We start from the raw sequence: 22,170 nt of genomic DNA on the forward strand, positions 1-22,170 counted from the left end.
CGTCATCGCTGCCGCCTACACCGTAGGTGAATCAATTCATCAGCTCTCGTCGTCTCCAGCATGCACCTATCTGCCTTTCGCGAAAAGTGGTACGGTAGCCCGCGAACCGCTCACCTAGAGAGCAAGGTGGTGCTGCGCCATGTCTCTGTCACGGCAACAGCGATTCCCTCGCACGCGGAGATCCGTGAGAGCCGCACGCGCGTTCACACTCCAGACCCTGACGGACTGGGGCTACCGCGATCGGCACGACGATGTGCGGCTCTGTGTCTCGGAGTTAGCTACCAACGCCGTCGTGCACGGAGTCCCGCCGGGGCGTGAGTTCAGTCTGGCGCTCGTCGGGGACGGCCCGTTGATCCGGCTCGAAGTGCGCGACAGCGGGGGCGGGTACCCGGAGACCGTCCGTGGCTCGGTCGAGGAATGCCGGGGTAGAGGTCTACTACTGGTGGCGGCTCTCGCCGACGAGTACGGCGTCACCAGGCACAACCCCGGCAAAACGGTGTGGGCGGTCTTCAAGTCGGCTCTCTCCGCGTCACCGGGGGTGCTTGATGGAAGCGTCTGAACGTGCTCGGATCGATGCGTATTTCGGGCGCATCACCGCGCACTTCAAGCCCCTCGAACGCCCCGCCGCATTGCTGATCACGCATCTGCTCCCCGAACGCCCGGCTTTCGTGCGAGGAGTGGCGGGGATGACGGACCTCAGGGCGTTGCTGCCCAAGCCCAAGTCCGTTCACGCCGAGGCAGCCCGCGAGGTGGAGAGCGGTGGGCACGTCTGTGACCAGTTGTCGCGTGAGCTGTTCGCGGAACCGGACCGGGCCGTACGGTACGTAGAGTCCCGCGCCGCCGGCCGACCGATCGTCCTGCTTGATGTGGGCGGCTACTTCGCCCCCTCGCTGCACGCACTCTGCGAGCGTTTCTCGGGACGAGTCCTCGGTGTGGTCGAGGACACCGAGAACGGTCACCGGCGCTACGCCGAGCTGGGAAAACTCCCCTGCCCCGTCGTATCGGTGGCGCGCTCACCGCTCAAGGACCCCGAGGACTTCCTCGTCGGTCAGTCGGTCGTGTTCTCGACCGAGGCGCTCATCCGGGATCGCGGCGACATCCTGCACGGCCGCGTGGCGCTCGTCATCGGTTTCGGCAAACTCGGTTCGAGCATCGCGCGTCTGCTGCACGCAAAGGGCGTACGCGTCACCGTGTACGACATCGACCCCGTCCGCCGGGCACAGGCGCTCTCTCAGGGTTTCAAGGTTGTAGGAGCACTCGGGGACGGGTTGGAAGGCGCGGGGCTGGTGCTGTGTGCCACGGGAGCCCTGTCCTTACGCAGTGAGGACTTCGGGCAACTGCGGAACGGTGCATACGTCGCCACGGTGACGAGCAGTGAGGATGAACTCGATCTCGTCGGACTGACCGACGTGTACGAGCGTTTCCTCGTCGGCCGGCATATCACTCGCTACACGACAACGGGGCATTACTTCTACCTGCTCAACGGCGGCAACGCCGTCAACTTCCTGCATGGCGCCAGCGTGGGACCGTTCATCTACCTCGTGCAGGCCGAAATCCTTGCCGCCTCCGCGGTACTCGCACGCGGCGAACTCGACTCTGGTATGCACGAGATCAGCCGGGCTGATCGCACCACCATCGCCGCGACCTGGCTCGACTACTTCAACCGGTGAAGGAGACATACGGTGCCCATCACAGCCGACCACATCCGAGAGACTCTCGGTGAGTACCTCGATCTCCACCCGGCGGAAAAGGAACGGCTCGCTTGTGTCTCGACACTCCTCGACGCGCCGTCGACGGATCTCACCAGCCGCAAGGAGTTCCGGGGACACGCCACGGCCGGGGCGATCCTCGTCGACCCTGCGGGTCGGGTACTCCACGTCAAGCATCTTGCCCTCGACCGCTGGCTGCTGCCCGGCGGACACCTCGAACCGGACGACACCAGCCTTCCTGCCGCCGCACTGCGTGAGCTGGCCGAGGAAACGGGCATCTCCGATGCCGCTGTCGTCCCGGCTGGGCGTTCTCCCGTCCACATCGATGTTCATCCCATCCGGGCCAACGCGGCCAAGGGGGAGCCGGAGCACCAGCATTTCGACTTCCGGTTCCTCTTCCGCACCTCGGCCGATATCGGCGAATTGCAGACCGATGAAGTGAGCGCGGCGGCCTGGCGCCCGGCCGAGACCATCGAGGACGTGATCCTGCGCGGCCGGCTCCTCGGCGCCCTGCGCGGATGAGCGGCCTGCGGCCCCGCCCCGGACTCCTCCGCCCGTGCCCTGCGTGCCCACGACCGGGCCGCCCCCCCACGAGCTGGGCCGTCTTCCGGCTGCTCTCGCCGGCAGGAGTGGCCGGCCGGCACCGAAGAGGTCGGATACCGGCTGCCGGTGCCGGACCGGCCGGTCGGTTGCGGTGGGCCTCGTGCCGGAAGCACCCGTACTCCACCGTCCGCACGTGGGCGGACGCGGGCTCCGGGGCAGGGTGCGTCAGGAGTCCGCCTTCCGGCGGCGCGGCCCACCTCACCGGCGGGAAACGGACATCGCGTTTCCACCGGACGGCATGGAAGGATGGCGCAACCACACATAAACGAGGAGATGACCGCGTGCCTGGCACAAACCTGACTCGCGAAGAGGCGCAGCAGCGGGCTGAGCTGCTCAACGTTGACTCGTACGAGATCGATCTCGACCTCTCCGGCGCGCAGGAGGGCGGTACCTACCGGTCCGTGACCACGGTGCGCTTCGACGTCGCCCGCGGCGGGACGGAGTCCTTCATCGACCTGGTCGCCCCGGCCGTCCAGGAGGTCGTGCTCAACGGCGACCGGCTGGAGCCGGCCGAGGTGTTCGCGGACTCGCGGATCACGCTGCCGGGTCTGCTGGAGGGCCGTAACGTCCTGCGGGTCGTCGCCGACTGCGCGTACACCAACACCGGCGAGGGCCTGCACCGGTTCGTCGACCCGGTCGACGAGCAGGCGTACCTGTACACCCAGTTCGAGGTCCCGGACGCCCGCCGCGTCTTCGCCTCCTTCGAGCAGCCGGACCTGAAGGCCACCTTCCAGTTCACCGTGAAGGCGCCCGAGGGCTGGACGGTGGTGTCGAACTCGCCGACGCCCGAGCCGGTCGACAACGTCTGGACGTTCGCGCCGACCCCGCGCATCTCGTCGTACATCACCGCGCTGATCGCCGGCCCGTACCACTCGGTGCACAGCGTGTACGAGAAGGACGGCCAGAGCGTGCCGCTCGGCATCTACTGCCGGCCCTCGCTCGCCGAGTTCCTCGACTCGGACGCGATCTTCGAGGTCACCCGGCAGGGCTTCGACTGGTTCCAGGAGAAGTTCGACTACGCGTACCCCTTCGAGAAGTACGACCAGCTGTTCGTGCCCGAGTTCAACGCGGGCGCCATGGAGAACGCCGGCGCGGTCACCATCCGCGACCAGTACGTCTTCCGGTCCAAGGTGACCGACGCGGCGTACGAGGTGCGGGCCGAGACGATCCTGCACGAGCTGGCCCACATGTGGTTCGGCGACCTGGTCACCATGGAGTGGTGGAACGACCTGTGGCTGAACGAGTCGTTCGCCACCTACACCTCCATCGCCTGCCAGGCCGCCGCCCCCGGCTCGCGCTGGCCGCACTCGTGGACCACGTTCGCCAACTCCATGAAGACCTGGGCGTACCGGCAGGACCAGCTGCCCTCCACGCACCCGATCATGGCGGACATCCGCGACCTGGACGACGTCCTCGTCAACTTCGACGGCATCACCTACGCCAAGGGCGCCTCCGTCCTCAAGCAGCTGGTGGCCTACGTCGGCGAGGACGAGTTCTTCAAGGGCGTGCAGGCGTACTTCAAGCGGCACGCGTTCGGCAACACGCGCCTGTCCGACCTGCTCGGCGCCCTGGAGGAGACCTCCGGCCGCGACCTGAAGACCTGGTCGAAGAAGTGGCTGGAGACCGCCGGGATCAACGTCCTGCGGCCCGAGGTCGAGACGGACGGGGACGGCGTCATCACCTCCTTCGCCGTACGCCAGGAGGCCCCCGCGCTGCCCGCCGGCGCCCAGGGTGAGCCGACCCTGCGCCCGCACCGCATCGCGATCGGCCTGTACGACCTGGACGCGGCCGGCAAACTGGTGCGCACCGACCGGATCGAGCTGGACGTGGACGGCGAGCTGACCGCCGTACCGCAGCTGACCGGCCGGACCCGCCCGGCCGTCATCCTGCTCAACGACGACGACCTGTCGTACGCCAAGGTCCGCCTGGACGAGCACTCCCTCGCCTTCGTCACCGAGCACCTCGGCGACTTCGAGGCGTCCCTGCCGCGCGCCCTGTGCTGGGCCTCGGCCTGGGACATGACGCGGGACGCCGAGCTGGCCACCCGCGACTACCTCTCGCTGGTGCTCTCCGGCATCGGCAAGGAGTCCGACATCGGCGTCGTGCAGTCGCTGCACCGCCAGGTGAAGCTGGCCCTCGACCTGTACGCCGACCCGGCCGCCCGCGAGTCCCTGCTCACCCGCTGGACCGACGCCACGCTCGCGCACCTGCGCAGCTCCGAGGCGGGCGGCGACCACCAGCTGGCCTGGGCGCGGGCCTTCGCCGCGACCGCGCGCACGCCCGAGCAGCTGGACCTCCTGGAGGCCCTGCTGGACGGCACCCAGACCATCGAGGGCCTGACCGTGGACACCGAGCTGCGCTGGGCGTTCGTGGAGCGCCTCGCCGCGGTCGGCCGGTACGACGAGGCGGAGATCGCCGGCGAGTACGAGCGGGACAAGACCGCCGCCGGCGAGCGGCACGCGGCCACCGCCCGCGCGGCCCGGCCGACCGAGGAGGCGAAGGCGGAGGCCTGGTCCTCGGTGGTCGACTCCGACAAGCTGCCGAACGCCGTGCAGGAGGCCGTGATCGGCGGCTTCGTGCAGACGGACCAGCGGGAGCTGCTGGCGCCGTACGCGGAGCGGTACTTCGAGATCGTCAAGGACGCCTGGGACTCCCGTTCGCACGAGATCGCCCAGCAGATCGCCATCGGTCTGTACCCGTCCCTCCAGGTCGGCGCCGAGACTCTGGAGCGGACGGACGCCTGGCTGGCCTCGGCCGAGCCCTCCGCGGCCCTGCGCCGCCTGGTCTCCGAGTCCCGCGCGGGCGTCGAGCGGGCGCTGAAGGCCCAGGCCGCGGACGGCGCCGCCAAGTAGCACCCCGAGAAGGGGAAGGGGCGCCCGGCGGCTCGCCGGGCGCCCCTTCGCATGCCCTGGGTCAGGCGGACAGCTCCGCCGCCACCAGCTCCGCGAGCTGCACCGCGTTCAGCGCGGCGCCCTTGCGGAGGTTGTCGTTGGAGACGAACAGCGCGAGGCCGTTGTCCACCGTCTCGTCGCCGCGGATCCGGCCGACGTACGACGGGTCCTGGCCGGCCGCCTGGAGCGGGGTCGGGATGTCGGAGAGGGCGACGCCCGGAGCCTTCGCGAGCAGCTCGGTGGCGCGCTCCGGGGAGATCGGACGGGCGAACCGGGCGTTGATCTGGAGGGAGTGGCCGGAGAAGACCGGGACGCGCACGCAGGTGCCGGAGACCTTCAGCTCGGGGATCTCCAGGATCTTGCGGGACTCGTTGCGCAGCTTCTGCTCCTCGTCGGTCTCGTGCAGACCGTCGTCCACGATCGAGCCGGCCAGCGGGAGCACGTTGAAGGCAATGGGGCGCTTGTAGACCGCGGGCTCGGGGAAGTCGACCGCCGCGCCGTCGTGGGTGAGCTTGTCGGCCTCGGGGGCGACCTTCTGCACCTGGCCGTGCAGCTCCGCCACGCCCGCGAGCCCGGACCCGGACACCGCCTGGTACGTCGCGACGACCAGCGCCTCCAGGCCCGCCTCCTCGTGCAGCGGCCTGAGGACCGGCATCGCGGCCATGGTGGTGCAGTTCGGGTTGGCGATGATGCCCTTGGGGCGGTCGGCGATCGCGTGCGGGTTCACCTCGGCGACGACCAGCGGCACCTCGGGGTCCCGGCGCCACGCCGAGGAGTTGTCGATCACCACGGCGCCCTGCGAGGCGACCTTTTCGGCCAGTGCCCTGGAGGTCGCGCCGCCCGCGGAGAAGAGGACGATGTCGAGGCCGGAGTAGTCGGCGGTCGCCGCGTCCTCCACCGTCACGCCGTCCAGCACCGTCCCGGCCGAGCGGGCCGAGGCGAACAGGCGCAGCTGCGTGACCGGGAAGTTGCGCTCCGTGAGGATCCTGCGCATGACCGTGCCGACCTGACCGGTGGCTCCGACGATTCCGACCCTCACGACGACTCCCTCTGTCCGATTTCTGCCGTGCCCCATGGATGACCGGGGCGTTTCCATGATGCGGCCGACCCCGGTCCACCTGTCCAATTCTTTGCGACATGTGCCCGAGGAGTGGGACACCACCGGCCGCGGGGACGGTTCCGGGATCCCCAGCCTCCCCTCGCCGCCCCTGCCCATGCGGGTCGCGCTCATACGACGATGTGACGTATGCCTCTGCCGGCCGCGTGACGTACGCCTCTGCCTGCCGCCGGCTTCCTGCCCGACGGCGGCGCGCGCCCGGATCGGGGCGGCCCTGCCGGGGTGCCGGCGGATGACGTGCCCGCAGGCCGGGAAGGCACGCGTACCCCGGTAGTTGAACGGCAGGCGACCGGTCCCGGACGGCGCGCGGACGAGTCGATGGCCGGGCCGGGCGCCGCAGATCCGCGTACGGTGATCGGCCCCGCGTGTTGCAGTGCCGTTCGCATGGATGCCATCCCGGTTGCCAACAGTCCATAGCAAGCGGGGCGTTCGCGTCCGTGACGGCCCGCGGCCACTGCCGACGCGTTCGCACTCGGGGAGATCGCACCATGTCGCGCCTACGCTCTGCCGCCGCCTCCGTCGCGGGGATCGACCGCCGTACCCTCCTCACCGCCGCCGGAGCGGTCTCGCTCGCCGCGGGCGTCGGCTGCGCCCTGCGCCCCACCGACAGCGAGGCCGCCACCACCGCCGCCGGGCAGACCCCGGTCGCCCGGTCCCGCCCGGCCGCCGCCTCGCTCGCCCCCTACAGCAAGGGCACCACCCTCGCCACCGTCTCCACCCCGCACGGCTCCGGCTACCGGCGCCTCGCCGACGGCCCCGGCTGGCCGCGCGTCATCCGCACCGAGCTGGCCAGGCCCAGGGTGGGCCGCGACAAGCGCCGGACGGCCCTCGCCGCGTTCGTGCAGTTCACCGACCTGCACCTGCAGGATGTGCAGCACCCGCTGCGCCTGGAGTACCTGCGCGCCGCCCACCAGGACGTCTGGCGCCCGCACGAGGCGCTCACCGTGCCCGGCGCCGTCTCGCTGGTGGAGCGGGTCAACGCGCTGCGCGGCGCCCCCGTCACCGGCGCCCCGCTCCAGTTCGTGATGACCACCGGCGACAACACCGACAACAACGCGCGCTGCGAGCTGGAGTGGTTCATGAAGGTGATGAGCGGCGGCCGGATCACCCCCGACACCGGCGACCCGAGACACTACGAGGGTGTGCAGAACAGCGGGCTGCCCCTGTACTGGCAGCCCGAGTCCACCGCCGGGGACGGTGACAAGGCGCTCGGCTTCCCGCACCTGGAGGGCTTCCTCGCCGCCGCGATCCGCGAGGTGCGCAGCCCCGGCCTGAACCTGCCCTGGTACTCCACCGTCGGCAACCACGACGCCCTCCCGCTCGGCCTGTACGGCGCCCACGGCGACCCCTATCTCGCCGAGGCCGCGATCGGCGGCAAGAAGCTGTACAGCGTGAGCGCCGCCGACGCCAAGAAGCTCCAGGACTCCATCTGGAGCGGCAAGGACCCCAAGGGCACCGCCTACCGCGACTTCCTCATGTCCCACGCGAGCGGCATGCGTTCGGTCACTCCCGACGAGTCGCGCGCCCTGTACACCCCCGACGAGTACCTCAGGGCCCACCTGGACCCGGCCTACCAGGGCCACGGTCCGGTGGGCCACGGCTACTCCTCGGCGAACGTGGACGCGGGCACCCAGTACTACGCCTTCCGGATCGCCGAGGACGTCATCGGCATCAGCCTGGACACCACCGACGCCGGCGGCCACTACCAGGGTTCCGTGGGCACCGCACAGCTGAAGTGGCTGAACAAGACGCTGCAGGACAACAAGGACTCCTACGCCGTCGTCTTCAGCCACCACACCAGCGACTCGATGATCAACACCCGCCCCGACCCGGCCCGCCCCGACGAGAAGCGGCACACCGGCGCCGAGCTGGTCACGTTGCTGTCCCGGCACGCCAACGTGCTGGCCTGGGTCAACGGACACAAGCACGAGAACGAGATCACCCCGCACCGCAACGGCGCGGGCCGCTCCTTCTGGGAGATCTCCACCGCCTCGCACATCGACCACCCGCACCTCGCCCGCATCATCGAGCTGGTCGACAACAAGGACGGCACGGTCTCCCTGTTCACCACCCTGATCGAGTCCGCCGCCCCGGCCCGCACCGACTTCACCGACTTCTCCCAGACCGGACTCGCCTCCCTCTACCGGGAGCTGGCCTTCAACGCCCCCGGCGCGAAGACGAACCTGGCCGGCGCGCTGGCCGACCGCAACACGGAACTGGTGCTCCAGAAGGGCTGATATCCGCTGCTCCGGAAGGGCCGGTATCCGCGCCGGGACGACCTCCGGGCGGGCCGTACGGGTATCGTCCCCCGACCACACACCACCGGTTGGGGGCAAGCCATGCCGTTCCGCACGGCTCTGACGGGCGCCGCCCTGCTGCTGACGACGGCGCTGGCGACGGCCTTCACGGCCCCGGCGGCCCCGGCCCACGCCGCGACCCGCGCCGCCGTCGAGGCGGCGGTGCGCTCGGGCGTGCCCGGCGCGATCGTCACCGTCCACGACGCCCGCGGCACCTGGTCCGCCGCCGCCGGGACGGGCGACCTGCGCACCGGCAAGCCCCGCTCGCCGGACGACCGTTACCGCGTCGGCAGCCTCACCAAGACCTTCGTCGCCACCGTCATGCTCCAGCTCGCGGCGGAGGGCCGGCTGTCCCTGGACGACACCGTGGACAGATGGCTGCCGGGTCTCGTCGCGGGCCACGGCAACGACGGACGCCGGATCACCCTGCGCGAGCTCCTCGACCACACCAGCGGCATCCCCGGTTACACCGCCGACCCGGACTTCCGCGCCCGGTACCTCACCGAGGAGGGCTTCCGGAAGCACCGCTACGACACCCTCACCCCGCGCCGGCTGGTGGCCGTCGCCCTGCGCCACGCACCCGACTTCGCGCCGGGCGCCTCCTGGCGGTACTCCAACACCAACTACGTGATCGCCGGGATGGTCGTCGAGAAGGCGACGGGACGGTCGTACGCCACCGAGATCACCCGCCGCCTCATCGATCCGCTGCGGCTGACCGCGACCTCCGTACCCGGTACGGCGGCCGGTGTCCCGCGGCCCGCCGGACGGGCCTACTCGACGTTCGGTGACCCGACGGGGGAGCCGTACGACGTCACGGAGCTCAACCCCTCCCTCGCCGGCGCCTCCGGCGCGATGATCTCCGACTCGGCCGACCTGGACCGGTTCTACGCCGCCCTGCTCGGCGGCCGGCTGCTGCCCGCGCGCGAACTGGCCGAGATGAAGACCACCGTGGCGGTCGGCACGGCCCCGGACGTCCGCTACGGTCTCGGGCTCATGGACCGGAGACTGTCCTGCGGCGTCCACGTCTGGACCCACACCGGCGACATCCAGGGCTCCACCTCGGTCGCCGCCTCGACCCCCGACGGCCGCCACACGCTGGCGCTGAACTTCAACGGCGACTGGGCGGGGCACACGGACGCGGTCCTGGAGGCCGAGTACTGCGGGCGCTAGGGTCTTTCGTTTGGATCAGGCCGGATCAGGGCGCGGTGCCAGGGCCCGCGAGCCCGGCAAGATCCAAACGAGAGGCCCTAGCCTTGCGCGCGCTCGGCCGCGTCCCCGTGCGGGCCGTAGGCGTGCTGATCGCCCTGCTGTACGGCGAAGACCGTCCCGGAGTCCCGTGCCGTGTTCGTCTGCCGCAGCACCCGTTCCCGCGTCCCGCCGCCGGGGCCGTCCCCGGCGGCCGCCGCGAGGCGTTCCAGCGCGGCGCGGACCGCCGGGTCGCGCCGGAGGAGCGCGGTCAGCTCCAGGGTCCAGTAGGAGAACAGCGCCCGCCGGGCGGCCTCGGGGTCCGCGGCCTGCCGGACGAGCGCCGCGTTGCCGTCGAGCTGGTTCTCCAGCGCGGCCCGGCGGCGGCGGTCCGGGCGGAACAGGGCGACGACGGCGCCGCGGGTCTCCTGCCACAGGTCGGTGGCCATCGCGGTGACCACGGCGGCGGCCCCGGCCTCGGCGAGCACCGTCAGTTCGTCGTTCATACGGCCTTCCTCACTGCTTCCCGTCGATCCGGATGTGCTGGGTGCCGTGCTGGGTGGCGTAGACGACGCCGTGGCCGGAGGCCTTGTTGACCATCTTCGAACCGGCCACCGCGCCCGCCTCCGGCCCCTCGGCGGTGTCCCGGACGTCCTGTGGGTCCGGCTCCAGCCGGTGGCCCGGCAACTGGAGCCAGGCGTCGGCGGTGTGCTCCTTCACCGTGAAGGCCACCTTGCGGAAGTCCTCCGGGAACAGGCCGAGGTGGCCGTGCCGCACCGTCTCGTCGTAGAAGTGCCCGGACAGCAGCAACGACGCCGGCACCGTCCGCGGCGCCTCCGCCAGCGCGGCCCGTGCGGGCGGCGCGTCGAGCAGCCGGGCCAGGACCTCCAGCGGGCTCCCGGCGACCGTCCCGTCCGGGGACACGTGGACGTCGCCCGCGTGCAGCGCGATCCGCACCCGGATCCCGGTCAGCGGCGAGGCCCCCCGGTTGTACGTGCGCAGCCGCAGTACGAGTTCGGGCACCAGCGGATGGACCAGCGCCGCCTTGCGGGTGCCCGCCGGTGCCGTCACCCGCAGTCCGTCGCCCAGGTCATGGCGCAGACACGCGGCCCAGTCGATGCCGCTCGCCGCGAACGCCTCCCGCAGCATCTGCGCGAGCCGCGCCCGGATCTCCAGGAGCGCCCGGTCCCCGCGCCCGGCGGACCGCTCGATGTCCACGGCCAGCACGGCCCGGTACTCCAACGCGTCGTTCATGGCACCTGCTTCGGCTCGGCGGCGGGGGCGGCGTACCCCAGTCTTCCCGCACCGGCGCGCGCACAACTCGTCGGAATACGGGGTTCGGCGGGGATACTGGGGCCATGGTGGACGGCACACGGCCCGTCGCGCGCGCCGGACGCAGGCCGCGCGAGGAGTGGGACTGGCCGGCGCCCAGCCTGCTCGGCGGCCTCGGCGCGGACGCGCGCGCCCGGCTGCTGGCCCTGGGGACGCGGGTGCGCTACGACGCGGACCGGACCCTCCTGCGGGAGGCCGACCGCACCGACTTCGTGCTGCTCCTGCTCGACGGCGTGGTCAAGGCCACCGGCCGCACCAGCGACGGACGCGACGCCCTGCTCGCCGTGCGGATGGGCGGCGATCTGGTGGGCGAACTCGCCGCCGTGGACGGCAACCCGCGCTCGGCCACGGTCACCACCTGCGGCCCGGTCGTCGCCCGCATGACGACCCGTGCGGCCTTCCTGGACTGCCTGCGCCGGGACCCGCGGATCGCGGACGCCGTGAACCGCGCCATCGTGGCCAAGCTGCGCCTCGCCAACGCCCACCGCGTCAACTTCACCGGCTGCGACGTCGGCACCCGCCTCGCGCGGGTGCTGCACCACCTCGCGGTGACCTACGGGGAGCGAGCGGGCGCGGGCGCGGTGATCCACTGGCCGATCACCCAGCCCGAACTGGCCACCCTGGCGGGCGCGGCCGAGCCCAGCGTGCACAAGGCGCTGCGCGGGCTGCGCCGTTCGGGCGCCGTCGCCACCGGGTACCGCAGCGTCCGCGTCGAGGACCTCGCCCTGCTGTACCGCATCGCCTACCCGGAACCTTGAACTCCCTTGTGGGGGTGTGCTGCCGGCCCTTGCGCGGCCGCTCGAAGCCGGGCCGGGAAAACCGTACTTCGACGCCATTCCGGTGCCCGTCCGCGGCTAGTGTGGCGACAGGGCGCCGACGCGACCACCGCCCCGGAAAGGCACCCCATGTCCCGTCACAGCATCCGTATCGGCGGCGACGCCTCCGGGCCCGTCGTCGCCGGGAACGACAACCGCGTCGAGGTCCGCGGGGCCGCCCCCGAGAGCGCCCCGGAGCCGGCCGGTCCCGTCCAGAACAACACCGCGAACGACCACGGCACCGTCTTCACCGTGATGAACGGCGACCTGCACGTCCACCACGACGACCCGCCGGAGGGGGCCTGAACTACCGGGGCAGGACCACCACGTAGGCGGCGGGCTCGCGGTCGTCCGCCGCCATCAGGGCCGTACGGACCACCGCCGCCTGCTGCTCCATCGCGTCCCTGAGCTTCCTCGGGGTCAGGTGCACGACCGTGATGCCCAGCCGCTCCAGGTGCTCCCGCTTGCGGGCGTGGTGCGACCACTCCGCGTCCTCGTCCGCCCCGTCCTCCGCGTGTTCGTGCCGCGTCCGGGTGTCCAGCTCGACCGCGACGGCCTGGTCCGGCCAGTACGCGTCCAGGGCGCCGAGGCGGGGGCCGCCGGGCAGCCGCAGATCGACGTTCCACAGCGGGTCCGGCAGCCCGTACGCGCGGACCATCCGGTACAGCCGGCTCTCCGCGATCGCGCGGCCCTCCGCCACCAGCGAGTCCACCGCGTCCACCACATGCGGCAGAGTCAGCAGCTTGGCGCGCGTCAACTCCCGTACGACGGCGGCCGGTTCGCAGTGTCCGCCGCGCACCGCCTCGGTCAGCAGCCGCCGCACCTCCGTCCCGTCCCGCAGCCCGGCCACCGCGTCCGCCAGCGCGCGCGGCACCGGCGCCACCGGCAGCCCGGTCACCGTGACGGGGGCCGGCAGGTCGGCGGTGCGCAGGACGCGCACGTAGCCGGTGGAGCGCAGCCGGCGCTGCCGGGGCACCAGCACGTCGATGTGCTCCAGGTCCGGCAGCGGCGTCTGTGCGAACCCGTGCAGGGCGAGCGCCGCGAGGCCGGTGAGCACCGCGCCGGGGTAGGGCGGCCGGTGCGCGTGCCGTCCGGTCGGCTGCGCCGGGACGCCCGGCGCGGGCTCACGGGCCGCGTACCGCAGGGCGCCGTGCAGCCGCTCCTCGTCCGTCGGCGGTCCGGGGTGCAACAAGTAGACGTGTGGCAGCAGTTGGGACCAAGGCCCGCCCGGACGGCAGCGCCCGGACAGTTCGGCCGCGGTCACCCCGTGGGCGCGCAACTGGGCCGTGGTCAGGACCCGCTGCTGGGGCCCGGCGAGCGGGCCGAGGGGACCGAGGGGGCGGGAGGAGAGCGGTGCATTGTGCGTCATGCCCTTCCGATGCCCACCCCTGATCCCCCTGGTAACCGCTGTTACACGGTCGTCGAAGAATGCGGACAAGGTAGTACTAAAGGTCAGGTGTTCGGAGGCCGAAAGCACACCGGAAACCCCTGGTCCGCTCGGGTGCGGACCAGGGGTTACGGCCTCGCGGGTCCGGGTCCCGTAACGGTCACCGGCCGCCAAAGCTCAGGCCAAAGCTCGGGCCAAAGCTTGGGCCATAGCTCAGGGGCCGGGGGTCACCCGGCCTGCGCGTCGCGCTCCTGCGCGCGCAGCGCCCGCGCCAGGTCGTCCCGTGCCTCCAGCACCAGCCGCCGCAGCGCCGGCGCCGCGTCCTCGTGCGCCGCGAGCCACGCGTCCGTGGCCGCCAGCGTCTCCGGCCGGTCCTGGAGCGCCGGGAACAGCCCGCTGACGATGTCCATGCCGATCTGGATCGAACGCTCCTGCCAGACCCGGTCGATGGCCGCGAAGTACTTCGGCGCGTACGGCGCGGTCAGCTCCCGCTGGGACGGCTGGTCGAAGCCCGCGATGGTGGCCTCCACCAGCGCGTTCGACAGCGTGTCGGACTCCACCACCTGCGCCCATGCCTGCGCCTTGACCGCCGCCGACGGACGGGCGGCCAGGCACCGCACCTGGTGGCGCTTGCCGGAGGCGGTGTCGTCGCGGGCCAGCTCGGCGGCGATCACGGACTCGTCGGCGACGCCGTGGGCGGCCAGCGGCTCCAGGAACGCCCAGCGCAGTTCCTGGTCCACCTCCAGGCCCTCGATCGAGGCCGTGCCGTCCAGCAGCACCTTCAGCAGCGCGAAGTCCGGTTCGGCCGAGGCCGTCGAGGCGAAGAAGCGCGCCCAGGCCAGCTGGTGCTCGCTGCCCGCCGCGGCCGCCCGCAGCTGACGCAGCGCGCCTTCGGCGAGCAGCGCGCCGCCCTCCTTGCGCCACTCGGGGGCGGCATAGCGGTCCAGGGCGGTGTGGGTCCACGCGTGCAGCATCTGGAGCACGCCGATGTCCGACTCGTGGCTCGCGAACCGCAGCACCAGCGCGATGAAGTCACGGGCCGGCAGCAGCGCGTCCCGCGTCATGTTCCACAACGCCGACCAGCACAGGGCGCGCGCCAGCGGGTCGGTCAGGCCGCCCAGGTGCTCCCGGAGCGTGTCCAGCGAGGCCGCGTCGAAGCGGATCTTGCAGTAGGTGAGGTCGTCGTCGTTGACCAGCACCAGGTCCGGGGCCTCGGCACCGGCGAGGTCCGCCACGACCGTGCGAGGGCCCTCCACGTCCGTCTCCGCCCGCGCGTACCGCTCAAGGGAGCCGTCCCCGGTCAGCCGGTACAGGCCCACCGCGACCCGGTGCGGGCGCAGCTCCGGATGCGACCCGGCGGCCTCCTGGAGCACCACCAGCTCGGCGACGCGGGAGTCCCCGACGAGCACCTGCGGGGTCAGCGCGTTCACCCCGGCCGTCTGGAGCCAGGACCGCGACCAGGCCGTCATGTCCCGGCCGCTGGTCTCGCCGAGCACCGACAGCAGATCGCCGAGGCGCGTGTTGCCGTACGCGTGCCGCTTGAAGTAGCGGCGGGCGCCCTCCAGGAACGCGTCCTGCCCGACGTACGCCACCAATTGCTTGAGCACGGAGGCGCCCTTGGCGTAGGTGATGCCGTCGAAGTTCAGCTTGGCGTCCTGGAGATCGCGGATGTCCGCGGTGATCGGGTGCGTGGACGGGAGCTGGTCCGCGCGGTAGGCCCATGCCTTGCGGCGGTTGGCGAAGGTGATCCAGGCGTCCTTGAAGCGGGTCGCGCCCACGTTGGCGAACGTGCCCATGAAGTCCGCGAAGGACTCCTTCAGCCACAGGTCGTCCCACCAGGCCATGGTGACCAGGTCGCCGAACCACATGTGCGCCATCTCGTGCAGGATCACATTGGCGCGGGCCTCGTACGACGCCTGCGTCACCTTCCCGCGGAAGATGTACTCCTCGCGGAAGGTCACCAGGCCCGGATTCTCCATCGCGCCCAGGTTGTACTCCGGCACGAACGCCTGGTCGTACTTGCCGAACGGGTACGGGTAGTCGAAGTTCTCGTGGAAGAAGTCCAGGCCCTGCTTGGTGACCAGGAAGACGTCGTCGGCGTCGAAGTGCGGCGCGAGCCCCTTGCGGCACATCGCACCCAGCGGGATCTCCAGCGTCGTACCGTCCGCGAGCGTGCGCGAGTAGGAGTCCGTCACATAGTGGTACGGCCCCGCCACCACGCAGGTGATGTACGTCGAGATCGGCTTCGTCTCCGCGAACTTCCATACGCCGTCGACGAGTTCACCGGCGCCGTTGCTCCACGCCGTCCAGCCCTCGGGCGCGCGCACCTCGAAACGGAAGGGCGCCTTGAGGTCGGGCTGCTCGAAGTTGGCGAACACCCGCCGGGAGTCGGCCGGTTCGTACTGCGTGTAGAGGTAGACCTCGCCGTCCTCCGGGTCCACGAAGCGGTGCAGCCCCTCGCCGGTGCGGGAGTAGGCGCACCGGGCGTCGACCACCAGTTCGTTCTCCGCGGCCAGGTCCTCCAGCGTGATCCGGGCGCCGTCGAAGACCTCGCTCGGGTCCAGGTCCTTGCCGTTGAGCGACACCGCGGTCACGCTCGGCGCGATCAGGTCGGCGAAGCTGGAGGCGCCCGGCTCGTTGCAGCGGAAGCGGATCGTGGTGACCGAGCGGAAGGTGCGCGGCTCGCCGTCCCCGTCGCCGACGGCCGACCGGAGGTCGAGGGACACGTCGTATCCGTCGACGGACAGCAGCGCGGCCCGCTCGCGGGCCTCCTCGCGGGAAAGATTCTCACCGGGCACGGCGGCACTCCCTTGTGATCGCGTGATGGGGGCTGAACAGGACCGATCCTGCCATGCGCTCCTGACCGGAAGCACCGGGGAATGCGCTCCGCGACGACGCCGTTGATCCGTGAAGAATCACCTTCCCGCTGAGGAGAGCCATGTCCGACACCGCGTCCCCGTCCGGCAAGACCCCCGTCGACTTCTGGTTCGACCCGCTGTGCCCGTGGGCCTGGATGACCTCCCGCTGGGTCCTGGAAGTGGAGAAGCTCCGCGACATCGAGATCCGCTGGCACGTCATGAGCCTCGCCGTCCTCAACGAGGACAAGCTGGACACGCTGCCCGAGGAATACCGGGAGATGCTCGCGGTGCGCGCCTGGCAGGGCGTCCGGGTCGTCACCGCCGCCTGGCAGAAGCACGGTCAGGAGGTCGTCGGCCCGCTGTACACCGCGCTCGGCACCCGCATCCACAACAACGGCGAGGGCGCGACCCTGGAGGCCATCGCCGGTGCCCTGGCCGACGTCGGGCTGCCCGCCGAGCTGATCGACTACGCCGAGCAGGAGGACTTCGAGTTCGACGCCGAGCTGCGCGCCTCCCACAAGGAGGGCATCGACAAGGTCGGTCAGGAGGTCGGCACCCCGGTCATCGCCGTCCCCGGCGACAACGGCGAGCAGATCGCCTTCTTCGGCCCTGTCGTCACCCCCGCCCCCAAGGGCGAACAGGCCGCCCGCCTCTGGGACGGCACCCTGGCGGTCGCCTCGGTACCGGGCTTCTACGAGATCAAGCGAACGCGGACGCAGGGGCCCATTTTCGACTGACCTGCGCGGACGCGGAGAGTACGGCACCGACCGCACCCGGCCCCTGGGTGCCGGGGCGGATCGATTCCGCGGGTGCGGGAGAGTGCCGCCGTGATCAACGGGCAGGGCTTCGCGAGTCGCGCGCGAGGCCCTGCCCGTCTCGCGCGGTCCCCCCGCTCATGTGAGACAGTGCGCCAGCGCCTCCCCCCGCACCCACCTGCCCACCTCCGCCGCCGCGATCCGCGCCCCCTTCTCCGCCACCGCCCGGCTCGCCCCGCCGACATGCGGCGTCAGCAGCACCCGCTCCGGCACCGCCCGCAACCGCGAGTCCGCCGGCAGCGGCTCCTCGGCGTACGTGTCCAGCGCCGCCACCGCCACCCGCCCGTCCTCCAGCGCGTCGCACAGCGCCCCCTCGTCCAGCAGCGCCCCCCGCGCCGCGTTCACCACCACCGCCCCCGGCGGCAGCAGTGCCAGCTCCCGCGCCCCGATCAGCCCCCGCGTCTCCACGGTGAGCCGGGCGTGCAGGCTGATCACCCGCGAGCGCCGCAGCAACTCGTCCAGCGACGCCATCCGCAGCCCGTGCATCTCGCCCCGCGCGTACGGGTCGTACACCATCACCCGCGCCCCGAGCGCCCCCAGCACCCGCGCCACCCGGCTGCCGACCGCGCCGTAGCCGATGAGCCCGACGGGCAGATCCTCCACCTCCAGGCCGCTGTGCTCGTACGTGTAGTACCTCGACCCCGCCCAACCCCCCTGCCCGGCAAGGCGGTCGTGGGCCTGCGGTATCCGCCGCAGGGCGGCGAGCAGCAGGCCGACGGTGAACTCGGCCGCCGCCGCGGCCTTGCGGCCGGGCGCGCAGCACACCCGGACCCCGTGGGCGCGGGCCGCGTCGAGGTTGACGTTCACCGGGCGGCCCCGGCAGACCGCGACCAGCCGCAGCTCCGGGCGGGCGGCGAGGACCCGCTCGGTGACCGGCGCCCTCTGGGTGACGAGGACGTCCGCGCCGGCGAGGGCCGCGATCAGCTCGTCCTCCGCGCCGCTGGCCTCCTCCACCTCGGCCACCGAGCCGAACGGTTTCTGCGGCCAGTCGAGCGTCAACTCCCGTACATCGCAGTGGGCTTGCCTGGCCAGCGCGGCCGTGATCAGCGAGGGGAGCACGAAGTGGTCGCCGGCGGCCAGTACCCGCACACTGGAGGTCATCACAGGAACACAGGGTGTAATGATCGCCTGAGGGGCGTCAATCCCTTTTCGTGTGTGGGGAAAGCGGGGAATCTCCGCACGCGCCCCGCACACGGCGGAAGGCCCTCCGTGAGTCACGTCCTCACGGAGGGCCTCCCCTCATCCGCCTGCCGCCGTGAAGGGTGAGAAGACGATCACGAGGCAGGACGCTTCAGCGGCGCGCGGCGCGTGCCGGGCTCACGGGGCCAGCAGCAGCGCGTTCGCGCGGGACGCGGCGGCCTCGTGGCGACGGGCCACGTCCTGCCAGTTGACGACCTGCCACATGGCCTCGATGAAGTCGACCTTCTGGTTCTTGTACTGGAGGTAGAAGGCGTGCTCCCAGGCGTCGAAGACCAGGATCGGCGTGGCGCCCTGGCCGACGTTGCCCTGGTGGTCGTAGACCTGCTCCACGATCAGCCGCCCGCTCAGCGGCTCGTAGGCGAGGACGCCCCAGCCGGAGCCCTGCGTGGTGGCCGCGGCCTTGGTCAGCTGGGCCTTGAATGCGGCGAAGGACCCGAAGGACTCCTTGATCGCGTCGGCGAGGCCGCCCACGCCGTCGGCGGCCAGCGGCTCGCCGCCGCCCTCCTTCGGGCCGGTCATGTTCTGCCAGTAGATGCTGTGCAGGATGTGCCCGGACAGGTGGAAGGCCAGGTTCTTCTCCAGGCCGTTGATCGAGCCCCAGGACTCCTTGTCCCGCGCCTCGGCCAGCTGCTCCAGCGTGTCGTTGGCACCCTTCACGTAGGCCGCGTGGTGCTTGTCGTGGTGCAGCTCGATGATCTCGGGGCTGATCACGGGGGCCAGCGCGGAGTAGTCGTAGGGCAGCTCGGGCAGCGTGTAGACGGGCATGGGTGATCCCCTCCGGAACCTTATTGCAAAGTACTTGCAACTACACGCTAGCAACAACAGGGCCGGAGCGACAGGAAGCCCCCCCGTGTCGCCACGACCCCGCTGTGATCACTTCCAGCACCCGCACCGCCCTGGAGGGCCGCGAACGCGCCGACCACCGGCCGGCCTTCGCCTCCGCCCGGCCGGTCCGCGTTCGAGCCCGGCGAGCTCGGCGAGCTGCTGATCGAGGGCGGCCGCCGTCGCGCGGCTGCCTCGCCGACGGGCCGCCGTGGGACCGCCGGTACCGGCCGGGCACGCCACGCGCCCTCGACCGCGTCGACCAGGGCCGCCTCGCCCGCCGGGGCGACGTCGACCAGGGCCGTTTCGCCCACTGGGTCGATCTCGCCGGGCTTGCCGCCGTGGTGAAGTTCCTCGTGGCCGCGGCGACCGGCATGGCGGTCCTCGCCGAGGCCGGCCGGGCGCTCGGCGTGGTCCTGCGGGCTGCCTCGCCGAAGGGCCGTGGGACCACTCCGGTACCGGCCGGGCACGCCACGCGCCCTCGACTGCGTCGACCAAGGCCGCCTCGCCCGCCGGGTCGATCTCGCCGGGCTTCCCGCCGTGGTGAAGTTCCTCGTGGCCGGCGGCGACCGGCATGGCGGTCCCCGCCGAGGCCGGCCGGGCGGCGCTCGGCGGGACCGTCAACCACCGCGACCAAGCGATCGCCGACGTCGGGCCCGGCGCCACGAACACGTGGGCCGTAGCCGGCGTACGCGTGCCGGGTGCGCTGCGGGTCAGCGCCGGGCGCGCACCCGCTGCCAGACGTAGCCCGCCGCCGCGAGGACGACCGTCATCGCGCCCGAGGAGTACAGCTGGACGCGGGTGTCGGGCTGCCGTGCCATCAGGACGAAGACCGCGGCCATGCCCGCCAGCGCGACCCAGGTGAGGTAGGGGAACGCCCACATCCGCACCACCAGCTTCTGAGGTGCCTCGCGCTCGATGCGGCGGCGCAGCAGCAGCTGGGAGACGGCGATGAAGATCCAGACGACCAGGATCACCGCGCCGATCATGTTCAGCAGCCACGGGAAGACGTCGTCGGGCCGCCAGTAACTCAGCAGCACGCAGAGGAAGCCGACCGCGCAGGAGGTGAGCACGCCGATCCGGGGCACCCCGCCGGACACCCTGGCCAGCGCCTTCGGGCCCAGGCCGCGCTGGACCAGCGAGTAGGCGATGCGCGAGGAGCCGTAGATGTTGGCGTTCATCGCGGACAGCAGGGCCACGAACACCACGACGTTCATGAGCTGGCCCGCGCCCGGAATCCCGAGGTGGTCCAGGGTCGCCACGTAGGGGCCGCGTGCCACGACCTCCGGGTCGTTCCAGGGCACCAGGGTGACGACGACGGCCATGGAGCCGATGTAGAAGACGGCGATCCGCCACATCGCCGTCTTCACCGCGCGCGCCACGCCCCGCACCGGGTCCTCGGACTCCGCCGCCGCGATGGTGACCGTCTCCAGGCCGCCGTAGGCGAAGACCGAGGCGAGCAGGCCGATGACCAGGCCCTGGCCGCCGTGCGGCAGGAACTGGTCGAGATGGGCGGTGCCGGGGGAGTCGGTGCCGGGCAGTACGCCGGTGATGGCGAGCACGCCGAGCACCAGGAACAGCGAGATCGCGCCGACCTTGAGCGCGGCGAACCAGAACTCGAACTCGCCGAAGTTCTTCACGGCGGCCAGGTTCGTGCCCAGGAAGACCAGCATGAACAGGGCGACCCACATCCACTGCGGGCTGCCCGGCACCCAGCCCTGCACGATCTTCGCCGCGCCGATGCCCTCCAGTCCGACCGCGGTGCACAGCAGCACCCAGAACGCCCACCCGGCCGCGAACCCGGCCCAGGGCCCGATGGCCCGCTCGGCGTGGGCGGAGAAGGAGCCCGAGGACGGGTAGGCGGCCGACATCTCGCCGAGCATCCGCATGACCAGCATCACCAGCAGCCCGGACAGGGTGTAGGCGATCACGATGGACGGTCCGGCCGCCGCGATGCCCGCGCCGGACCCGACGAACAGGCCCGCGCCGATCACTCCGCCGAGGGCGATCATCGACAGATGGCGCTGCTTGAGGCCGTGGGAGAGGGCGGGATCGTCCGCGAGTCGGGGCGTGTCCGGGCGGGTGGTGCTGGGCGGCATGGGCGCGGCTCTCCCGATGCAATAGACGGGTAAAAACCAACCCAGTCTGGGCGACCTGTCCGTTCACACGGAGCGGCCGCCCAGTATCCGGACATCCGGCATTCGGAGAGTGAGACCCCGGTTACGCCGCCGCAGTCGCGTCCGCAGGCGTGGCCACGGGCGTGTAGTGCGAGGCGTCGCCCTCGATGGAGTAGCTCTCCTTGCCCTCGACGCCGACCGGGACGTCACCGGCGACGGTCACCCGGTGCAGCCGGCGCGGCAGGCCGTCGTAGTTGTCGATGGCGTAGTGCTGCGTGATCCGGTTGTCGAACAGGACCAGCTCCCGCTCCGCCCAGCGGTGGCGCAGGATGTTCTCGGGCCGGGTCACGTACGCCTGGAGCAGGTCAAGGATCTTGCGGGACTCGCCGGTGGACAGGCCCACGATCCGCTGCGCGAACCCGCCGACGAACAGCCCGCGCTCCCCGGTCAGCGGGTGCACCCGGACCACCGGATGGGCGGTGCGGTACTTGATCGAGGTGAACTGGGCGCGGTGGGCGGCCTTCTCCGCGTCGATCTCCTCGTCCGGCACGGCGTAGTCGTAGTCGTTGGTGTGCTCGGCCCACAGCGTGTCGGCGAAGCGGCGCAGCGGCTCGGGCAGGTCCCGGTAGGCGGCGGCCGCGTTGGCGATCAGGGTCTCGCCGCCGTACGGCGGGATGGTGATCGAACGCAGGGTGCTGGCCTGGGGCGGGTTGAGGACGAAGGTGACGTCGGTGTGCCAGTGGTTGGCGCGGCCCCGCTCGCTGTCCACGGGCAGCACGTTCGGGGCGCCCTCGACGGCGCCGACCGTGGGATGGGCGGTGGTGAGGGCACCGAAGTGCCGGGCGAAGGCCTGCTGGCCCGCGTCGTCCAGGCCGTCGGCGGCGAAGACCAGCGCCTTGTGGACGTTCAGCGCCTCGCGGATGCCGGTCACCTCCTCCCCGGTGAGCGGCCGGGTGAGATCGACGCCCGAGACGCGGGCGCCGATGCGCGCGGTGACCTTGGTGATCTCCAGGGACATGGGG

At 71.7% G+C, this 22,170-nt stretch carries 18 protein-coding genes; 9 read left to right on the forward strand and 9 right to left on the reverse strand.

Features of this window, described 5'->3' with window-relative positions; all coding sequences use genetic code 11:
• Nucleotides 1-139: 139 nt before the first annotated feature.
• The 4 genes from ACZ7EC_RS06040 (at nucleotide 140) to pepN (ACZ7EC_RS06055) (ending at nucleotide 5,164) form a co-directional block, all read left to right on the forward strand.
• Nucleotides 140-559: an ATP-binding protein gene (locus tag ACZ7EC_RS06040; protein WP_471058629.1), complete on the forward strand. Its 420-nt coding sequence runs from the start codon at nucleotides 140-142 to the stop codon at nucleotides 557-559.
• The gene (locus tag ACZ7EC_RS06045; protein ID WP_471058631.1) at nucleotides 546-1,670 is read left to right on the forward strand and encodes an adenosylhomocysteinase; all 1,125 of its coding nucleotides are present in this window, start codon (nucleotides 546-548) and stop codon (nucleotides 1,668-1,670) included. Before ACZ7EC_RS06040 ends, ACZ7EC_RS06045 begins: the two co-directional genes overlap by 14 nt.
• A gap of 12 nt (nucleotides 1,671-1,682) precedes the next feature.
• A complete protein-coding gene (locus tag ACZ7EC_RS06050) occupies nucleotides 1,683-2,231 on the forward strand; it encodes an NUDIX hydrolase (RefSeq protein ID WP_471058633.1) in 549 nt (182 codons plus the stop codon).
• 362 nt (nucleotides 2,232-2,593) lie between these two features.
• On the forward strand, nucleotides 2,594-5,164 hold the full coding sequence (pepN, locus tag ACZ7EC_RS06055; protein ID WP_471058635.1) for an aminopeptidase N: 2,571 nt from the start codon (nucleotides 2,594-2,596) through the stop codon (nucleotides 5,162-5,164).
• Nucleotides 5,165-5,225: 61 nt separating this feature from the next.
• Here pepN (ACZ7EC_RS06055) and ACZ7EC_RS06060 read toward each other — a convergent pair whose 3' ends face one another.
• On the reverse strand, nucleotides 5,226-6,242 hold the full coding sequence (locus ACZ7EC_RS06060; RefSeq protein WP_471058637.1) for an aspartate-semialdehyde dehydrogenase: 1,017 nt from the start codon (nucleotides 6,240-6,242) through the stop codon (nucleotides 5,226-5,228).
• A gap of 566 nt (nucleotides 6,243-6,808) precedes the next feature.
• Between ACZ7EC_RS06060 and ACZ7EC_RS06065 the strand changes: the two genes are divergently transcribed.
• A complete protein-coding gene (locus ACZ7EC_RS06065) occupies nucleotides 6,809-8,557 on the forward strand; it encodes a TIGR03767 family metallophosphoesterase (protein WP_471058639.1) in 1,749 nt (582 codons plus the stop codon).
• Between the two features lie 102 nt (nucleotides 8,558-8,659).
• Nucleotides 8,660-9,787, forward strand: coding sequence for a serine hydrolase domain-containing protein (locus ACZ7EC_RS06070; protein WP_471058641.1), 1,128 nt, complete (start codon nucleotides 8,660-8,662; stop codon nucleotides 9,785-9,787).
• Between the two features lie 77 nt (nucleotides 9,788-9,864).
• On the opposite strand, the gene ACZ7EC_RS06075 is transcribed toward ACZ7EC_RS06070, so the two are convergent.
• Nucleotides 9,865-10,308, reverse strand: coding sequence for a hypothetical protein (locus ACZ7EC_RS06075; RefSeq protein ID WP_471058643.1), 444 nt, complete (start codon nucleotides 10,306-10,308; stop codon nucleotides 9,865-9,867).
• Nucleotides 10,309-10,318: 10 nt separating this feature from the next.
• A complete protein-coding gene (locus tag ACZ7EC_RS06080) occupies nucleotides 10,319-11,056 on the reverse strand; it encodes a nucleotidyl cyclase domain-containing protein (RefSeq protein WP_471058645.1) in 738 nt (245 codons plus the stop codon).
• Between the two features lie 104 nt (nucleotides 11,057-11,160).
• Between ACZ7EC_RS06080 and ACZ7EC_RS06085 the strand changes: the two genes are divergently transcribed.
• Nucleotides 11,161-11,892: a Crp/Fnr family transcriptional regulator gene (locus ACZ7EC_RS06085; RefSeq protein ID WP_471058647.1), complete on the forward strand. Its 732-nt coding sequence runs from the start codon at nucleotides 11,161-11,163 to the stop codon at nucleotides 11,890-11,892.
• Nucleotides 11,893-12,039: 147 nt separating this feature from the next.
• Nucleotides 12,040-12,255 (forward strand): hypothetical protein, encoded by a 216-nt coding sequence (locus tag ACZ7EC_RS06090; RefSeq protein WP_471058649.1) that lies wholly within the window; start codon nucleotides 12,040-12,042, stop codon nucleotides 12,253-12,255.
• Between the two features lies 1 nt (nucleotide 12,256).
• On the opposite strand, the gene ACZ7EC_RS06095 is transcribed toward ACZ7EC_RS06090, so the two are convergent.
• Both ACZ7EC_RS06095 and pepN (ACZ7EC_RS06100) read right to left on the reverse strand, forming a co-directional pair.
• On the reverse strand, nucleotides 12,257-13,318 hold the full coding sequence (locus ACZ7EC_RS06095; protein WP_471058650.1) for a hypothetical protein: 1,062 nt from the start codon (nucleotides 13,316-13,318) through the stop codon (nucleotides 12,257-12,259).
• A 245-nt stretch (nucleotides 13,319-13,563) separates the two neighbouring features.
• A complete protein-coding gene (pepN, locus tag ACZ7EC_RS06100) occupies nucleotides 13,564-16,134 on the reverse strand; it encodes an aminopeptidase N (protein ID WP_471058652.1) in 2,571 nt (856 codons plus the stop codon).
• Between the two features lie 140 nt (nucleotides 16,135-16,274).
• On the opposite strand from pepN (ACZ7EC_RS06100), the gene ACZ7EC_RS06105 reads away from it, so the two are divergent.
• Complete coding sequence (locus ACZ7EC_RS06105) at nucleotides 16,275-16,931, forward strand: mycothiol-dependent nitroreductase Rv2466c family protein (RefSeq protein WP_471058654.1); 657 nt, start codon at nucleotides 16,275-16,277, stop codon at nucleotides 16,929-16,931.
• Nucleotides 16,932-17,087: 156 nt separating this feature from the next.
• Here ACZ7EC_RS06105 and ACZ7EC_RS06110 read toward each other — a convergent pair whose 3' ends face one another.
• The 4 genes from ACZ7EC_RS06110 to ACZ7EC_RS06125 form a co-directional block, all read right to left on the reverse strand.
• A complete protein-coding gene (locus tag ACZ7EC_RS06110; protein WP_471058656.1) occupies nucleotides 17,088-18,110 on the reverse strand; it encodes a 2-hydroxyacid dehydrogenase in 1,023 nt (340 codons plus the stop codon).
• 216 nt (nucleotides 18,111-18,326) lie between these two features.
• Complete coding sequence (locus ACZ7EC_RS06115; RefSeq protein WP_471058658.1) at nucleotides 18,327-18,974, reverse strand: superoxide dismutase; 648 nt, start codon at nucleotides 18,972-18,974, stop codon at nucleotides 18,327-18,329.
• A 770-nt stretch (nucleotides 18,975-19,744) separates the two neighbouring features.
• Nucleotides 19,745-21,130: an amino acid permease gene (locus ACZ7EC_RS06120; RefSeq protein ID WP_471058660.1), complete on the reverse strand. Its 1,386-nt coding sequence runs from the start codon at nucleotides 21,128-21,130 to the stop codon at nucleotides 19,745-19,747.
• A gap of 121 nt (nucleotides 21,131-21,251) precedes the next feature.
• Nucleotides 21,252-22,166 (reverse strand): TauD/TfdA dioxygenase family protein, encoded by a 915-nt coding sequence (locus ACZ7EC_RS06125; protein ID WP_471058662.1) that lies wholly within the window; start codon nucleotides 22,164-22,166, stop codon nucleotides 21,252-21,254.
• Nucleotides 22,167-22,170: the final 4 nt, after the last annotated feature.

The sequence above is a fragment of the Streptomyces sp. NPDC037203 genome (genome assembly GCF_055605065.1).

Coding starts and splice junctions, on each gene's coding strand:
- ACZ7EC_RS06125 (WP_471058662.1), bottom strand. CDS start 22,166: ATGTCCCTGGAGATCACCAAGGTCACCGCGCGCATCGGCGCCCGCGTC.
- ACZ7EC_RS06115 (WP_471058658.1), bottom strand. CDS start 18,974: ATGCCCGTCTACACGCTGCCCGAGCTGCCCTACGACTACTCCGCGCTG.
- ACZ7EC_RS06080 (WP_471058645.1), bottom strand. CDS start 11,056: ATGAACGACGCGTTGGAGTACCGGGCCGTGCTGGCCGTGGACATCGAG.
- ACZ7EC_RS06120 (WP_471058660.1), bottom strand. CDS start 21,130: ATGCCGCCCAGCACCACCCGCCCGGACACGCCCCGACTCGCGGACGAT.
- ACZ7EC_RS06110 (WP_471058656.1), bottom strand. CDS start 18,110: ATGACCTCCAGTGTGCGGGTACTGGCCGCCGGCGACCACTTCGTGCTC.
- ACZ7EC_RS06095 (WP_471058650.1), bottom strand. CDS start 13,318: ATGACGCACAATGCACCGCTCTCCTCCCGCCCCCTCGGTCCCCTCGGC.
- ACZ7EC_RS06090 (WP_471058649.1), top strand. CDS start 12,040: ATGTCCCGTCACAGCATCCGTATCGGCGGCGACGCCTCCGGGCCCGTC.
- ACZ7EC_RS06065 (WP_471058639.1), top strand. CDS start 6,809: ATGTCGCGCCTACGCTCTGCCGCCGCCTCCGTCGCGGGGATCGACCGC.
- ACZ7EC_RS06045 (WP_471058631.1), top strand. CDS start 546: ATGGAAGCGTCTGAACGTGCTCGGATCGATGCGTATTTCGGGCGCATC.
- ACZ7EC_RS06040 (WP_471058629.1), top strand. CDS start 140: ATGTCTCTGTCACGGCAACAGCGATTCCCTCGCACGCGGAGATCCGTG.
- ACZ7EC_RS06070 (WP_471058641.1), top strand. CDS start 8,660: ATGCCGTTCCGCACGGCTCTGACGGGCGCCGCCCTGCTGCTGACGACG.
- ACZ7EC_RS06085 (WP_471058647.1), top strand. CDS start 11,161: ATGGTGGACGGCACACGGCCCGTCGCGCGCGCCGGACGCAGGCCGCGC.
- ACZ7EC_RS06105 (WP_471058654.1), top strand. CDS start 16,275: ATGTCCGACACCGCGTCCCCGTCCGGCAAGACCCCCGTCGACTTCTGG.
- ACZ7EC_RS06075 (WP_471058643.1), bottom strand. CDS start 10,308: ATGAACGACGAACTGACGGTGCTCGCCGAGGCCGGGGCCGCCGCCGTG.